The sequence below is a fragment of the Bradyrhizobium sp. HKCCYLRH3099 genome, assembly GCF_051167855.1.
Classification (GTDB): domain Bacteria; phylum Pseudomonadota; class Alphaproteobacteria; order Rhizobiales; family Xanthobacteraceae; genus Bradyrhizobium.
On sequence record NZ_JBNPTW010000023.1, the window covers coordinates 17,521 to 31,563 of the forward strand.

Here is a 14,043-nt window from a genome sequence, read left to right on the forward strand (position 1 = left end):
CAAGGTGTCATCGAACCGAAATACCAACGTCGTCCGCCGCTCAAACTGAGCCCGTAGAGCAGGCTGTCGCAGCCTTGTCGCAGTCTCCGGGTTGTGGAATGGCACCCCTTCCGATAGGTTCCGCGCGCCCGCCCCGCCGTTTCCGAATCCCTCAGCGAAATCAGCATGCTCGGCCGTCCCAAAATCGTTCTTGCATCCGGTTCGCCGCGGCGTCTGGCGCTGCTCAACCAGGCCGGCATCGAGCCCGACGCGCTGCGTCCGGCCGACGTCGACGAGACGCCGAAGCGCGGCGAGCTGCCGCGCGCCTGCGCCAACCGCCTGGCGCGCGCCAAGGCCGACGCAGCGCTGAAATCCGTCCAGCTCGACGACGAGCTGCGCGGCGCCTTCATCATCTCCGCCGACACGGTGGTCGCGGTCGGCCGCCGCATCCTGCCCAAGGCCAACCTGGTCGACGAGGCCTCGCAGTGCCTGCGCCTGCTGTCGGGCCGCAACCACCGCGTCTACACCGCGATCACCTTGGTGACGCCGAAGGAGGCGTTCCGCCAGCGCCTGGTCGAGACCCGCGTCCGCTTCAAGCGGCTCAGCGAAGACGACATCCAGGCCTATATCGGCTCCGGCGAATGGCGCGGGAAGGCCGGCGGCTACGCCGTGCAGGGCATCGCCGGCTCGTTCGTGGTCAAGATGGTCGGCTCCTACACCAACGTCGTCGGCCTGCCGCTGTACGAGACCACGACCCTGCTCGCCGGCGAGGGCTTTCCGATCCGCTTCGGCTGGCTCAACACCGTCGGGGTGTAATCGCCCGACGGGGATGCATCCGGCGGCCTCGTCGCCTAAATAGCGGCCATGTCCGACGAATCGCCTCAACCGAACACCGCCGCCGCGGCCAAACCCATCCGCCGCTGCCCGATCTGCAACCGCCCCGCCGCGGACGCCTCGCGCCCGTTCTGCTCGTCGCGCTGCCGCGACGTCGACCTCAATCGCTGGCTCAGCGGCTCCTATGTCATCCCGGCCACCGAGGGCGACGAGGACGACGTCGAATAAACCAGTATTTTCATGTCCTTGCGCCGATGGCGCCAGCTCGCCGGGCGGTGTTTCGGCAACAGCTGCGCAGCTGCAAAAGGAATGTGAAAACTTCCGCGAACAGCGGTAGACAGCGCCGCCCGCTCTGACTATAAACCGCCGGCTCGCCGGGCTTTTTTGGCCCGAAAGAGACCTGCCCAGGTAGCTCAGTTGGTAGAGCATGCGACTGAAAATCGCAGTGTCGGTGGTTCGATTCCGCCCCTGGGCACCACGCTTCGCCCTGCGGGCTACGCGTGGCGCAGCCGCGGTAGCCCGCAGGGCGAAGCGTGCCCGGCGTAGCCTCTTGGCGAAGCCGGGCGTTTGAGCCCGCCAAGTGCCAGCTTCAGCCCCGCTCCCTGATCTCCTGATCAACCCTGTCAAACAGCCTGCTGCGATCAGCAGCCGTCGCTCGCGCCCATGCGCCCGCAACCTCGCGGCTGAATCAGCCCGAGCTCTGCTGCGGATGGCGTCCTCATCGATTGAGAGGGCGCAGGGAAGGCCGAGTGCCGACTGGCACCCGCGGCCCCCGTGCGAAACAGAGTGCACGGGGCAGGAACCACAGGCTCAGCCGGAAACAACCCGGCCTTCCCTGCGCGATGGTTTGAACGGCTGCTCCGCGCTCTCCCAGGGGACCGGGCTTGCTTGCCCCCGTCATCGGCATCGTCGCCGACCAAGACACCAGCGTCGGGGTGTCGGGACCACACGGCTTGACCGTCCGCATGACGACGTTCGTCCGCACCCGCAAATGAGATGCTGCGTCGCCCCACGGCCACCACTCCCCGCCGCAACGTCCCGTGACGATCGCGATACGCCCCTCTCAGTGCGGGCGGGATGGCGGGAAATGTGGCGGTGATTTGCCCGACGGCGCAAGGGGAATCAGCACGACGGGCAGTTTGTGCAGGGGTGGATGCTCTGGCTGACGACATGGAAGTTGGTAGGAACAGCGCGAGCAACTCAGAGACGTCGCCATTGTTTGACGAGTGTATCATGGAGTGATACATTTTCCGGATGATCAGGAGCTTCCGGGACTGGACCACCGAGGCTGTGTTCGACGGCGAAAACCCGAAGGGCTTTCCGTCCGATCTGTTGAAGGTGGCTCGCCGGAAGTTGCGTTACCTCCACGCCGCGGCCGGTCTCGGCGACTTGCGATCGCCGCCCGGCAACCGGCTGGAGGCGCTGACGGGAGATCGCCAAGGGCAGCATTCGATCCGCATCAACGATCAATTCCGGGTCTGTTTCATCTGGACGGCGGACGGCCCGGCGAACGTCGAGATCGTGGACTATCATTGAAAGGCGCTGCGATGACCAAGAAGCTGAAGCCGATGCATCCCGGTGAAGTACTGCGCGAGGAGTTTCTCACCCCGCTCGGAATGTCCGCCGGCGCGCTCGCCAAGGTGTGCGGCCTGCCGCGAACGCGGATCGAGCGGATCGCCAGCGAGCAGACCGGCATCACCGCCGACACCGCGCTCCGGCTCGCCAAGGCACTCGACACGACGCCCGAGCTCTGGCTCAACCTGCAGACGGACTACGACGTCCAGATCGCGAAACGCAGCCTCGGCAAGACGCTCGACCGGATCGAGACGGTGAACAAGCCGCGGGCGGCGTGACCGGCGGCTGGCGTCGAGCAGGTCGGCTGCAGCAGTGTTGTGCACCGTCACCGTAATCTCGATTGGATGCCTCAAGTGCTGGACGATTCTGAACGAGATGAATCTGATGGCCTGGCGGGCGCAAAACTTCGCGCAATGATATCGATCTTCGGCGGCGGCGACAGCACGGTTGGGCGCGGACGAAGGGGCCCCGTTCCGACGATCATCTGCGATGACCTGCTCCCTCGAGGCCCAGGAGCCAAACACCAAGTGAGGCCCGTGAAGGTCAAATTGCACGCACCCATGACGTTCGTCGGTGCCGTAATAGCCATTATCATGGGTGGGCATGGCGTCTACAGCCTCAGCCAGTGGTACTCTACCGGAGCGCTCTGGGGGAATTTTCGTAGCAGAGGCGAGCCCAATCATTATCAGCTGATTACCTTTGGCGACCATCCGTTCAACTTTGCCGGCTTGTTCGGGCTTCATCTGCTGTTCATCCTGATAGGCTGCTTGGGATTCGTTTTCATCGCGAGAGAGATGCGGGCTTGGCTTGAGCGGCGCAAATCCGGCAGATAGGGGGGCGATCGTCGCCTTCAAGAATTGCGGTGACTGCACTGCCCCCTAACTTGCGCAGCAACCGTAAGTCCGTGCCAGCAACAGCCCGGATCCAATGTCGATGTGACCTCTCTCACAGCCCGCCACGCCATGGTACGTCAATATCGTCCCATGTGGTCCTGACACGCCGAACAAGGGAGCTGATGACATGCACAGGGGTGACTTCGCCAAGGGATCTGTGGTCGTCCTGGCGGTGACCGTGGCGGGATATCTGTCGACGATTTATGTCGACCACCGGTTTGCAGCGCGCGAGGCTGCATCGCATGCGACGGCGAGTTCGCCTCCGGCAGCTTCCGCCTGCGTCGGCGACGATGGGCGGTGGCACAATTGGCCGTGGGCGAATGTGCCGATGCTTTCGCCGAGGTGCCGGAGTGGCGGCTAGGACGTGATGTGTTTCCACGAAATCGTATCAAAGCAGCCTCGCGCATTGTCTAATGCCGCGGCGCTCACTGGAAGGTCAACTGCGCGGTCACCTCTCCCCTCGAGGGTAGGGTCATCGCAGAAGGCGATCGTAGTTCTGTGCCCGTCTCTCTCCACGTCGTCATGGCCGGGCTTGTCCCGGCCATCCACGTCGGTCGGCATGCTGAGAACGACGTGGATGCCCGGGCCTTCGCCGCGCCGAAGCGGCTTCAGCCGCGCAGGCGGGACGAGCCCGGGCATGACGGAGTAACTCATTGTGCAGGATCGCTCGTCGCGACCGGCCTCGGTCGAGCCGAGAGCCTACGCCGCCTGCACCTCTTGTGCAGGGACGGCGTCGGCGCGCTTGGTGTTGATCAGGGTCAGCAGCCGCGCGGTGGCGCGGGCGTCGCACAAGGCGCGGTGGTGGTCCTCGAGCGCGATGCCGTAGATCGCGCAGAGTTGGCCGAGGCCGTAGGATTTGTGCCCGGGATATCCTCGCCGCATGCCCGTGCAGGTACACAGTTTCGGGAAGCGGAAGCGTCGCGCCAGCCGTTCGTATTCGGACGACAGGAAACCGTAGTCGAAGTTCACGTTGTGCGCGACGAAGATGCCGTCCTCCATGAACGCCATGAAGCTGTCGGCGATCTCGTGGAAGGCCGGCGCGTCGCGCACCATCTGGTTGGTGATGCCGGTCAGCTCGACGATCTTCGCCGGAATTGGCCGCTGCGGATTGATCAGCGCGTGCCACTCCGCGATCGGCTGGTGGTTGCGGACCTTCACGGCCCCGATCTCGGTGATGCGATCGCCGGCCGACCACGATCCCGTCGTCTCGATGTCGACGACGACATAGATCTGGTCGGGATCGAAGCGGTAGTCGACGCGGCCGATTTCGGCCGGGATGCCCGCGTGATTCAGCTGGCGCAGCCGGGTCAGCTGATTGCGTCGGATGGCGTCGCCCTCGGCCTTGACCTCGACGAAGGAAAGCCTGCCGTCCCGCACCTGCAGCAGGTCGGGAAAGCCGTCGCGCATGCCGCGGAAGTCCTCGCACATCGCCCTGACGATGTCGGCGAGGCCATCGGCGTGGGCGCCTTCGAGCACGGCGCGGAGCGCGTCCACCTGCACGCGCTCCCAGGCGAACAGGCCGTTGGGCCGTCCCCATTTCGCGGCGATGGTGCGCAGGATCAACGGCAGTGCGGTCCTCGCCCTGATCTGCGCGAGCTTGCCGTCGATCTGTGTGGCGAAGCGGCGATGAAAGGTCCGGTCGCGCAGACACTGCGGCACCCAGTCGAAGCCGCTGTGGAGCTGGCCGGACTCGAACAGCTCGTCCCAGAACAACAGCCCGAACAAGGCGAGCCAGAGCGAGTTCTCGGTCACGTAGACCTCGCCGCCCTGGCGCCGCAGCACGCCGGCGACGCCGGCTTCGGGATGGCCGCGATGCAGGTCGTCGACGACGATCGTCCGCCCCGCGCGCAGCAGGGCCGTGCACAGGCCGGTGCGCTGTCCGCCGAACTTGCGGGCGTAGAAATCCGTCGCAAAGAGATGCTCGTGGTCGCTCTCGGGATCGTCGATCATGTCCCGCAGCAAGACCTCGGCCGCCTCCTTGTCGCCCCGCGCGTAGAGCAGGCGGACGAGGCGTTCGCGGCAATCGGCCGAGCCGCCGTCCCTGTATAGCCGTTCGGCGAGTTCCTCGTCGCCCTGCTTCTCGAAGAACTGTCCGACCTCGCAGGCGGCGCGCGCCGCGAGGTCGGCGGCGTAGTCGGTGGTTCGCGGCGGGCCGTCGAGGATCGCCGCGGCCGCCTGCCGGTCGATCGCGGCGGAGCGCAGGGCGATCCGGTCCAGCACCTGGCTGTAGTGGAAGCAGGCATGCGCCTCGTCGGCGTCGGCGAAGCGCGCGCTGAAGGACGTCTCCTGGTTCGTGCGCAGCACGCCGAGATCGCGCAGCGCGAAGTTCTTGAGATTGTCAGCCGTCTTGCCGAAGTAGAGATACAGCAGGAATTCGATCGGACGCGTGTTGTCGAGCGCGACGAAGCTCGCGGCGCCGCAATGCCGCGCGGCGGCCTCGAAGGGAATGGTCGACAGGAAGAACTCGGCCAGCGCCGGCTTCGACCAGGAGGCGCGGACCTCACGGCCGAACCCGGCCGCACGCGCGCCGTCGAGCAGGGCGGTCTTCGGCTGGCAGAGCACGAAGGCGGCATAGTCCTCGGACCGGAGGTTCCGGGCATGCCCGCAATCCATCAGCTCGCGGATCGCGGCCGAGAGATCGGCGATCTCCGGATATTTGAACAGCGCGCGATTGAAGATCGGTCCGTGCCGGTTGACCATCCGGATCAGCAGGCACTGCGCGTCCTTGGACAGGCGGCGAAAGCGCGCGGTGAACGCGCGATCATCGTCGCCGAGAATGTCGCCATAGGTCGTCTCGACGAACCCGAGCATTTCGACGAAGTGGTCGAGATAGTAATAGACCGGCAGCGTGGCAGGTTTCATGTGACGAGCCGGGATCCCATGCGTCTGGCTGACGACCGCGCCTGACGATCAGGCGAACGGGGCGAGCGTTCGTTTTTTGTTCTGATCGGCGCATTTGTCAAGATCGACGGATGAAGGGGCCGGGCGACAGCGATGGCGCGGCACGGGTTCCGGCGCCGTCATGACATGATGTCGAACAGCTGATCTCGCCGCTTCAGTGGGCGTCGACGAGGGGACTCGTCGAAGCCGCGAGCCTGCTCGGCTCGGGCGCCGCGACAGCATCGCCGGCGACGGCGAGCGACAGCGCCGTGGGCGCGACGTCGAGGACGTCGATGTTCTCCAGCGCCTGCCGCAGTCCCGTGTGCGCGCGCACGCGCGCGAGAACCGCCGCCGAGACCTCGATCGCGGCGGCTTCGATGGCGTGCCCTTGCAGCGACAGCGCCGGTCCGAGCGGGCGCACCGGGCAGCCATGGGCCGCAATGACGGTCTGGAACACCCAGGGCGGCATCACGCCGAGATAGGACGTGATGCCGTGGGCGACGCCGAATTCTTGGCAGGCCTGGATGAGCTGACCGATCACGCGGCGTCGCCCGCCGGCGCCCAACGCGCGATCGCAGCCGAATCGCGACGCCTCCCACACCTGATCGGCGTGCGGCAGCAGGCCATCCACCAGATCGGGCCATAGCGACTCGACCATGTAGGGGCGTGTCGTCGGAATCAGTCGCGCGGTGCCGAGCGCCTGATCGCGCTCGTCGACGACGACGATGTAGGTGGCCGCCGGCGTGTCGAACTCATCGTACTCCATGCGCTGATAGTGCGGCACGGACCATCCCTGGCGCTCGACGAACATCCTGTATCGCAGCCGATGGTGCGAGATCCACGCCTCGCCATGTTGATGGACGTTGTCCCACCTGACTGCAACGGTACGCATGAGCATCTTCCAATGGGCGACATGATAGGAAGGCGCAGACTAATCGGCTCGACGCAAGCGCTGCAGCTACCCAGTCGAGTAGCGCGATGATCGAGCGAGCGCTGTGGCGCGGCTCCTCTCAGAAAAGCGGTATCTGTCGAGCCGCGCCTCAATATCACCTATAATTCGACGCAATTCTGGGTTGCAATGTTGTGGAGTTCTTGGCTTTTGCAAGGCTCCCATGAGGGCCGTGGGAGCGGTCGGCGTGAATCGCCGAGGCCCCTGATCCGCGGGCGATGTGGACGAAGAGCCGACACGTCCAACTACGCCGTTCCGTACGTCACGCATGCCGGAAATGCTTTGTAGAAAGAGGCGAGCGCCTGAGAATGCTTGTTGAGCAGGCACTTCGCTGAGTCCCGCAGTCGGCATGCTCGTTCGTGCGGCCGGTCCTGGAGGATGGCAATGCTCATGACATGACGCAGCGTCCATATGATGAATCGAATGTGATCGTCATTTGCACGACGGACTGTACAATGATACAATCTACCTCAGGTTGGGATGAAGTTCGGACAAACAAGCGCCTGTTTTCAGCCTCGACAGAGGCGGGCGAGGGGGCACGAGCGGGCCGTCGGCGACCGGAAGGTCGCGGCGGAGTCGTTTTCACGATCAAGATCACGATCACACCGGGCCGGAAGTGCCGGACGTCTGCGCAGCTTTGTCTGCCGTGAGGTGGCTATGGACCTCTTCTGCTTCATCGATTGTGCCAACCGCACGCAGTCGCTGCCCGACCTGTTCGAGCTTCTCGTCGGTGCTGCGGCCGAGGAAGGTTTCGGCCAGGTGGCCTACGGCGCCTTGAACTACGTCGAGGTGATGCGGCTGCCCGATCACCCGATGCCGGCGATTGCGCTCAACTTTCCGTCCGCCTGGCGGAAGCATTATTTCGAGCGCAAGTATCACGAGATTGATCCGGTGGTCAGGCGCACCGCCTTTCACAGCAAGCCGTTCATGTGGGATCAGTTGCTCAAGCAGGACCGGCTGCAGGCCGGCGAGCGCCGGGTCATCCATGAAAGCCGCGAGGCCGGCCTCAAGCACGGGATGAGCGTGCCGCTGTTCGGGCCGTCCGGGCGCATCTCGGTGCTGTCTTTTGCATCTCACTTCGACGACGCCGATCCCGGCCGGCGTCTCCATCATCTTCATGCCCTGGCGTGTCAGTTCCATGTCGCGTTCGGCGAGCTGGCGAGGCCTGCGACGAGCCACGATATGATCGAGCTTTCGGAGCGCGAACGCGAATGCCTGCGGTGGACCGCGGAGGGCAAGTCCTCCTGGGATATCGGGATCATTCTGAAGATCAGCGAGAACACCATCAACTTCCACATCAAGAAGGCCATGAGGAAGCTCGGCACGACCAGCCGGACGGTCGCCGTGGTCAAGGCGATCAGGCTGGGTCTGATCGAGATCCCGGGCCTGTCCGGCTCGGTGATGTCGATGTGGCTCGACCCCACGGACTGAGCCGGTGGCGATGCCCTGATTGGCGGGAGCGTTCGGCCCATAACGTCGGAGAATAGGTCTCCTCGATTTCGGACTTTGACAGCGGTGCAGGACTCTTTCAGCCTGATGCCCGGGTAACGGGCGAGGCATCGGGATGAAGCACCTCCATATCGTGGCGTTCTGCATTGCTGTGCTGCTGACAGCCGCCGGCGGCGTGTCGGCGGCCGAGGTGCCGGCGGGGGCCACCCTGCAGATGGGGGCCGGCGGATCGGACATCACCACGCTCGATCCCCATCGTGCGACGACGAGCACGGACAAGCCGCTGATCGGCCTGATGTTCAACGGCCTCGTCCGCTTCAGGCCGGGAAGTGCCGATTTCAAGGATCTCGAGCCGGACCTCGCCGAGCGCTGGGAAACGTCGGCGGACGGACGAAGCTGGACCTTCTTCCTGCGCAAGGACGTCAAGTTTCACGGCAATTGGGGACGCCTCACCGCGGACGATGTGGTCTATTCGCTGACGCGCGCCGCCGATCCCAGCCGTTCGAGCTTCGCTGCGGACTTCGCCGCGGTCGAGAGCATCGCCAAGATCGACGACGGTGCGGTGCGGGTCACCCTGAAATATCCGGACCCGAATTTTCTCGGCCGCCTGTCCAACTATCACGGCGGCAACATCGTCAGCAAAAAGGCGGTCGAGGAGCTCGGCGACAAGTTCGGCTCCAATCCGGTCGGCACGGGGCCCTTCGCGTTTGCCGAGCACGAGACGCAGCGGCACGTCAAGCTGGTCGCGAACGAGAGCTACTTCCGCGGCCGGCCGCAGATCGGCGCCATCATGTACCGAACGATTCCTTCCGACAGCGCGCGCGAGCTCGCTTTTGCGTCGGGAGAGCTCGACCTCGTTCAGGGCCGGCGCGAGCAGCGCTGGGTCGATACGACCCGCCAGCGCGGCAACATGGTCGTCGATATCTTCCGCCCGGGAGAATTCCGGACCCTTCACATCAACGCCAGCATTCCGCCGCTCGACAATCTCAAGGTGAGGCAGGCGATCGCCGCCGCGGTCAATGTCGACGATCTCGTGCAGTTCGTCGGCAAGTCCGTCAGCCAGAAGGGCTGCTCGGTCGTGCCCCCCGGCTATATCGGAGAGGACTGCTCGCCGGGAGCCTATGGCTACGATCCCGTGAAGGCCAAGGCGCTTCTGGCCGAAGCCGGCTATCCCGACGGCATCACGCTCAAGGTCGTGGTCTCCAACATCTCGGCGATCCTGCCGACGATGGAAATCATTCAGCGCCAGCTTGCCAAGGCCGGCATCAAGCTGGACATGAGCGTCGTCGATCATGCGACGTATCAGAGCCAGATCCGCGGCAATGCCAGCGCGCTGGTGTTCTATGGCGCCGCCCGGTTTCCGGTCGCGGACACGTACCTGACGGAATTCTATCACTCGCGCTCGATCGTCGGAAAGCCGACCGCGGTGGCCAATTTCTCGCATTGCGATGTCGCCGACGACGACATCCAGGCGGCGCGCGTCGAAGGCCGTGCCGAGCGGCAGCAGGAGCTGTGGAAGGACGCCCAGCGCAAGATCCACGACGCCGTCTGCTCGGTTCCGCTGTTCGAGCTTCAGCAGGTCTGGGGACACAGCAAGCGCGTCAACTATGGTTACGAGCTCAAGGGCGCGATGAACCTGGCGCCGCTGATCACCGAGGCGACGACGCTCACGCCGCGCTGAGCGACTCCTGGGACAGGCGCGCGGCCGTGGTCCGCGCCTGCTGAAGAAAGGCATCGACCAGGCCGGCATTGCGGCTGTCGCGCATTCGGCAAAGCTGGAAATCGTAGGACAAGGCCGGTTCGAAGCGGCGGATGGACAGCCGGTCCTGCAGCCCGCTGAACATCAGCGGATGGACCAGCGACACGCCAAGGCCGGCCGCGACGAATTCGCAAAGGGTCGGCGAGACGTTGGCGACGAGCACGGTCTTGGGCCTGACATTGTAGGCATCGAACATCGTCGCAATGCACTGGCCGGCCTGGCTCTCAGGATCGAACGATACGAACGGAACGTTGTCGAGATCATCCGGCTCCACGACGTTCTTCGCGGCGAGCGGATGATCCGTCGGCATGATGCAGACGAGCGGTTGCTGCGTCAGCGGTTCGGCGATGACATAGGGATTGTCGATCCGCGAGCTGACAAGCCCGACGTCGAGCTTGCGCGTGACCAGCCAGTCCACGATCCATTCCGAGCTGCGCGACTTGACCGAGCAGAACACATTGGGATGCTGCTGCAGGAAACCCATCGTCGCCTGCTGAATGAAGGAGCGCGACAACGCCGGCATCACGCCGACGAGCAACTGACCCTGCTCCTCGCGGCGAATCGCCTCCACCGCGTTCTCGACCTGGCGAACGCCCGCGAAGATTCGATCGATCTCCTTGTAGAGCCGCATGCCGCGCTCCGTCGGAGCAAGCCGGCCTTTGACGCGATCGAACAGATTGAGCCCCGTATCCTCCTCGAGATGCGCGATCAGTTTGCTCATCGCCGGCTGGGAGATGTTGAGGATCAAAGCGGCCCGGCTGATCGAGCCGCTCTCGATCACCGCCTTGAACGCCTCCACCTGTCGGAGATTGATCTGACGAGCCATCCCATAACCCTGAAGAATACAGCCACAGATTTTCGACTTTGACCAAATATCTCTTTTTGTCGTCATATTGGGCAAGAGGAAATCTGATGCATCCCGACATCATCGTTATCGGAGCTGGAACGGTCGGCGCGGCCATCGCCTACGGCCTCGCGCGACGACAGCAGCGTGTGCTCGTGCTCGACGGCGACGATCGCGACCACCGCGCGGCGCGGGCCAATTTCGGCCTTGTTTGGCTGCAGGGCAAAGGCCAGAACATGCCGGCCTATCAGCAGCTCTCGCGCCGGAGCGTGGACATGTGGTCCGACTTCGCGTCGGAGCTCACGGGCGTCGTCGGCATGGATCTGCAATATGAGCAGAACGGCGGATTGGCGTTCTGCCTTGGCGAGGACGCATTCGAGAAGCGTCGCCTCGACCTTCAGCGCTTGCACAATCAGCTCGGCGGAGCGGATGCGGATTGGCGAATGCTCGATCGCACCGAATTGGGCAAGCTGCTTCCGAACGTTCGGTTGGGGCCTGACGTGGTGGGTGCGAGCTTCGGCGAACGCGACGGGCACGCCAATCCGCTTCAGCTGCTTGCGGCGCTTCATGCGGGAATTTTGCGCCTGGGCGGGGAGCTGCGCCAGGCCGCTGCGGTGCGCCAGATCATTCCGAGTGAGGCGGGTTTCACGGTGGCGTTCGGAACCGAGACCGTCAGCGCGCCGCGCCTGCTGATCGCGGCCGGCCTCGGATCTCAGGCGCTGGCGCGGCAGGTCGGGCTCGACATCCCGCTGCGGCCGCAACGCGGGCAGATCCTGGTGACCGAGCGGCTCGAACCGTTTCTGCCGTTGCCGACGAGCGGCTTGCGTCAGACGCGGGAAGGCACCGTGATGATCGGTGCCACGCATGAGGAGGCGGGGTTCGACAGCTCGGCGACCGCGACCGCCGCGGCCGATCTCAGCCGGCGGACGCTTCGCATCGTGCCGGCTCTCAGGGAGGCGACGTTGGTCCGTCAGTGGGCCGGCTTGCGCATCATGACTCCCGATGGCTGCCCGGTCTATGCACAGTCAACCAGGCATCGCGGAGCCTTCGTCGCGCTGTGTCACTCGGGCGTGACGCTCGCGGCGCTGCATGCCAGCGTCCTCGCTGATGCGATTGCAGCCGGGCAATTGCCGGGCTCGCTGGATATCTTCCACCAAAGGCGTTTCGATGTTCAGAAAGCTGCATGAGCCCGCCGAGACCGTCACCATCCAGGTCGACGGCGAGCCTCTGACGGCGGAGCCCGGCGAAAGCGTCGCCGCCGTCCTGCTGCGCCAAGCGGTCGTCTGGTCACGCGCGACGCCGGTCAAGAGTAATAGGCGAGCACCCTATTGCATGATCGGCGTCTGTTTCGATTGTCTTGCGCAGGTGGACGGCATCGCCTCCGTGCAGACCTGCATGACTCCGGTCCGGGACGGCATGACGGTTCAGCGCCAGCAGGGCAAACGGTGCCTGCCGTCATGACGAGCACTGACCTTCTCATCGTGGGGGCCGGCCCCGCCGGCATGACGGCCGCGATCACGGCCCGCCGGCATGGACTCGACGTTCTGGTCGTCGATGATCAGGTGTCCCCGGGCGGGCAGATCTGGCGCGCGGTCGAAACCGTGCCGGCGCCCAGGGGAGATGTTCTCGGACGCACCTATCTGAGCGGACGGGCAACCACTGACGCGTTCCGCGCCAGCGGCGCGCGTTACATGCCTCGAACCCAGCTATGGCAGATCGAATCCGGCTTCCGCGCCTTCGTGACCCATGATGGCAAAGCCGAGACCATCAAGGCACGCGCCATCATCCTTGCGACGGGCGCCCAGGAACGGCCCGTCCCTTTCCCAGGTTGGACGCTCCCGGGCGTTCTCACCGTCGGTGCGGCTCAAGTCCTGCTGAAGACCGCGGGGCAGATTCCATCCAAGCCCGTCTGGGTCGCCGGTTGTGGTCCACTGCCGCTTCTCTACCTGGTCCAGTTGCTCAACGCCGGAGGGCAGATCGCCGGCTATCTCGACACCACGCCGGCAGGCCGTCATTGGGCGGCTCTTCGGCATCTGCCGAATGCCTTGCGCGCCACGGGAGCGCTGCTCCAGGGCGTCGCGTGGACGTCCATGCTTCGACGGCGCCGCGTGCCCATCATCAAGCATGTCGTCGCGCTTGAGGCGCACGGGTCGGACCGCATCGCATCGCTCAGCTATCGCACCGCCGATGGACGAGAGGCGACCATTTCCACGGACAATCTGCTCGTGCATGAAGGCGTCGTGCCGAGCGTGCACACGGCGCTCGGACTGGGCTGCGCCGTGGAATGGCGCGACGGGCAGGATTGCTATGTGCCGGTTCTCGACCCCTGGGGCGAGACGTCCAGGGCCGGCATCTTCATTGCCGGCGACGGCGCAGGCATCGCCGGGGCAAAGGCGGCGCAGCTTCGCGGTGCGCTTGCCGCGCAAAGAGTTGCGGTGGAGCTCGGGTTTGCGGACGAGCAGGACGTGATGCGGGACGTCGTGCGCAGCCGGAAGATGCTGGCGCGCGAACTGGCCTTGCGGCCGTTCCTGGACGCCCTGTTCAGGCCTCGCGAGACCGTCTTCAATCCGTCCGACGAGACCGTCATCTGCCGATGCGAAGAGGTGACGGCGCGGGAGATCCGGGCCATGGCGCAGATCGGCGGGGCCGGTCCGAACCAGATCAAGGCGTTCACGCGTGCGGGAATGGGGCCCTGCCAGGGGCGGCAATGCGGCTACACCGTCACGCGGCTGCTCGCCGACATTCACAAATGTCCTGCGAGCGAGATCGGCTTCTATCGCGTTCGTCCCCCGTTCAAGCCTGTGACGCTCGGAGAGCTGGCGACCCTCGATGACAAGGAGGATGCATTGTGAGCTATTCGCGTGCTTCGCGATCTGAACCT

At 64.9% G+C, this 14,043-nt stretch carries 13 protein-coding genes and 1 tRNA gene; 11 read left to right on the forward strand and 3 right to left on the reverse strand.

The genetic code is table 11. The annotated features are described in order from the left end of the window. The first annotated feature begins 165 nt into the window (after window positions 1–165). The 6 genes from ACQR1Y_RS30755 (at window position 166) to ACQR1Y_RS30780 (ending at window position 3,221) form a co-directional block, all read left to right on the forward strand. Window positions 166–795 (forward strand): Maf-like protein, encoded by a 630-nt coding sequence (locus tag ACQR1Y_RS30755; RefSeq protein WP_006613056.1) that lies wholly within the window; start codon window positions 166–168, stop codon window positions 793–795. A gap of 48 nt (window positions 796–843) precedes the next feature. Further along, the gene (yacG, locus tag ACQR1Y_RS30760; RefSeq protein WP_434859698.1) at window positions 844–1,041 is read left to right on the forward strand and encodes a DNA gyrase inhibitor YacG; all 198 of its coding nucleotides are present in this window, start codon (window positions 844–846) and stop codon (window positions 1,039–1,041) included. A 174-nt stretch (window positions 1,042–1,215) separates the two neighbouring features. Then, window positions 1,216–1,291: transfer RNA gene (locus tag ACQR1Y_RS30765), tRNA-Phe, on the forward strand. Between the two features lie 776 nt (window positions 1,292–2,067). After that, window positions 2,068–2,349, forward strand: a complete 282-nt coding sequence (locus ACQR1Y_RS30770) for a type II toxin-antitoxin system RelE/ParE family toxin (RefSeq protein ID WP_434879479.1) — start codon at window positions 2,068–2,070, stop codon at window positions 2,347–2,349. 11 nt (window positions 2,350–2,360) lie between these two features. After that, entirely contained in the window at window positions 2,361–2,666 is a 306-nt protein-coding gene (locus ACQR1Y_RS30775; RefSeq protein ID WP_434879478.1) for a HigA family addiction module antitoxin, read from the forward strand. Window positions 2,667–2,741: 75 nt separating this feature from the next. Then, window positions 2,742–3,221, forward strand: a complete 480-nt coding sequence (locus tag ACQR1Y_RS30780; protein ID WP_434879477.1) for a hypothetical protein — start codon at window positions 2,742–2,744, stop codon at window positions 3,219–3,221. Between the two features lie 759 nt (window positions 3,222–3,980). Here the strand turns inward: ACQR1Y_RS30780 and ACQR1Y_RS30785 are convergent. After that, window positions 3,981–6,143: an exonuclease domain-containing protein gene (locus tag ACQR1Y_RS30785; RefSeq protein WP_434879476.1), complete on the reverse strand. Its 2,163-nt coding sequence runs from the start codon at window positions 6,141–6,143 to the stop codon at window positions 3,981–3,983. Window positions 6,144–6,336: 193 nt separating this feature from the next. Next, a complete protein-coding gene (locus ACQR1Y_RS30790) occupies window positions 6,337–7,053 on the reverse strand; it encodes an acyl-homoserine-lactone synthase (protein WP_434879475.1) in 717 nt (238 codons plus the stop codon). A 714-nt stretch (window positions 7,054–7,767) separates the two neighbouring features. On the opposite strand from ACQR1Y_RS30790, the gene ACQR1Y_RS30795 reads away from it, so the two are divergent. Next, window positions 7,768–8,541 carry a helix-turn-helix transcriptional regulator gene (locus tag ACQR1Y_RS30795; RefSeq protein WP_434879474.1) on the forward strand — a complete coding sequence of 258 codons (774 nt, stop codon included), beginning with the start codon at window positions 7,768–7,770 and terminating at the stop codon, window positions 8,539–8,541. 133 nt (window positions 8,542–8,674) lie between these two features. Next, the gene (locus tag ACQR1Y_RS30800; protein ID WP_434879473.1) at window positions 8,675–10,240 is read left to right on the forward strand and encodes an ABC transporter substrate-binding protein; all 1,566 of its coding nucleotides are present in this window, start codon (window positions 8,675–8,677) and stop codon (window positions 10,238–10,240) included. On the opposite strand, the gene ACQR1Y_RS30805 is transcribed toward ACQR1Y_RS30800, so the two are convergent. Further along, window positions 10,227–11,144, reverse strand: coding sequence for a LysR substrate-binding domain-containing protein (locus ACQR1Y_RS30805; RefSeq protein ID WP_434859707.1), 918 nt, complete (start codon window positions 11,142–11,144; stop codon window positions 10,227–10,229). The genes ACQR1Y_RS30800 and ACQR1Y_RS30805 overlap by 14 nt on opposite strands. An 86-nt stretch (window positions 11,145–11,230) precedes the next feature. On the opposite strand from ACQR1Y_RS30805, the gene ACQR1Y_RS30810 reads away from it, so the two are divergent. The 3 genes from ACQR1Y_RS30810 to ACQR1Y_RS30820 are packed head-to-tail and all read left to right on the forward strand — an operon-like array spanning window position 11,231 to window position 14,014. Further along, the gene (locus ACQR1Y_RS30810; RefSeq protein WP_434879472.1) at window positions 11,231–12,349 is read left to right on the forward strand and encodes an NAD(P)/FAD-dependent oxidoreductase; all 1,119 of its coding nucleotides are present in this window, start codon (window positions 11,231–11,233) and stop codon (window positions 12,347–12,349) included. Beyond that, a complete protein-coding gene (locus tag ACQR1Y_RS30815) occupies window positions 12,330–12,623 on the forward strand; it encodes a (2Fe-2S)-binding protein (protein ID WP_434879471.1) in 294 nt (97 codons plus the stop codon). The genes ACQR1Y_RS30810 and ACQR1Y_RS30815 overlap by 20 nt, the downstream gene beginning before the upstream one ends. Next, window positions 12,620–14,014 (forward strand): FAD-dependent oxidoreductase, encoded by a 1,395-nt coding sequence (locus ACQR1Y_RS30820; RefSeq protein WP_434894330.1) that lies wholly within the window; start codon window positions 12,620–12,622, stop codon window positions 14,012–14,014. The genes ACQR1Y_RS30815 and ACQR1Y_RS30820 overlap by 4 nt, the downstream gene beginning before the upstream one ends. The last annotated feature ends 29 nt before the right edge of the window (window positions 14,015–14,043 follow it).

What these genes read in the sequence shown, in the direction of transcription:
- ACQR1Y_RS30755 (WP_006613056.1), top strand. Translation starts at nt 166, where the DNA reads ATGCTCGGCCGTCCCAAAATCGTTCTTGCATCCGGTTCGCCGCGGCGT.
- yacG (WP_434859698.1), top strand. Translation starts at nt 844, where the DNA reads ATGTCCGACGAATCGCCTCAACCGAACACCGCCGCCGCGGCCAAACCC.
- ACQR1Y_RS30770 (WP_434879479.1), top strand. Translation starts at nt 2,068, where the DNA reads ATGATCAGGAGCTTCCGGGACTGGACCACCGAGGCTGTGTTCGACGGC.
- ACQR1Y_RS30775 (WP_434879478.1), top strand. Translation starts at nt 2,361, where the DNA reads ATGACCAAGAAGCTGAAGCCGATGCATCCCGGTGAAGTACTGCGCGAG.
- ACQR1Y_RS30785 (WP_434879476.1), bottom strand. Translation starts at nt 6,143, where the DNA reads ATGAAACCTGCCACGCTGCCGGTCTATTACTATCTCGACCACTTCGTC.
- ACQR1Y_RS30790 (WP_434879475.1), bottom strand. Translation starts at nt 7,053, where the DNA reads ATGCGTACCGTTGCAGTCAGGTGGGACAACGTCCATCAACATGGCGAG.
- ACQR1Y_RS30795 (WP_434879474.1), top strand. Translation starts at nt 7,768, where the DNA reads ATGGACCTCTTCTGCTTCATCGATTGTGCCAACCGCACGCAGTCGCTG.
- ACQR1Y_RS30800 (WP_434879473.1), top strand. Translation starts at nt 8,675, where the DNA reads ATGAAGCACCTCCATATCGTGGCGTTCTGCATTGCTGTGCTGCTGACA.
- ACQR1Y_RS30805 (WP_434859707.1), bottom strand. Translation starts at nt 11,144, where the DNA reads ATGGCTCGTCAGATCAATCTCCGACAGGTGGAGGCGTTCAAGGCGGTG.
- ACQR1Y_RS30810 (WP_434879472.1), top strand. Translation starts at nt 11,231, where the DNA reads ATGCATCCCGACATCATCGTTATCGGAGCTGGAACGGTCGGCGCGGCC.
- ACQR1Y_RS30815 (WP_434879471.1), top strand. Translation starts at nt 12,330, where the DNA reads ATGTTCAGAAAGCTGCATGAGCCCGCCGAGACCGTCACCATCCAGGTC.
- ACQR1Y_RS30820 (WP_434894330.1), top strand. Translation starts at nt 12,620, where the DNA reads ATGACGAGCACTGACCTTCTCATCGTGGGGGCCGGCCCCGCCGGCATG.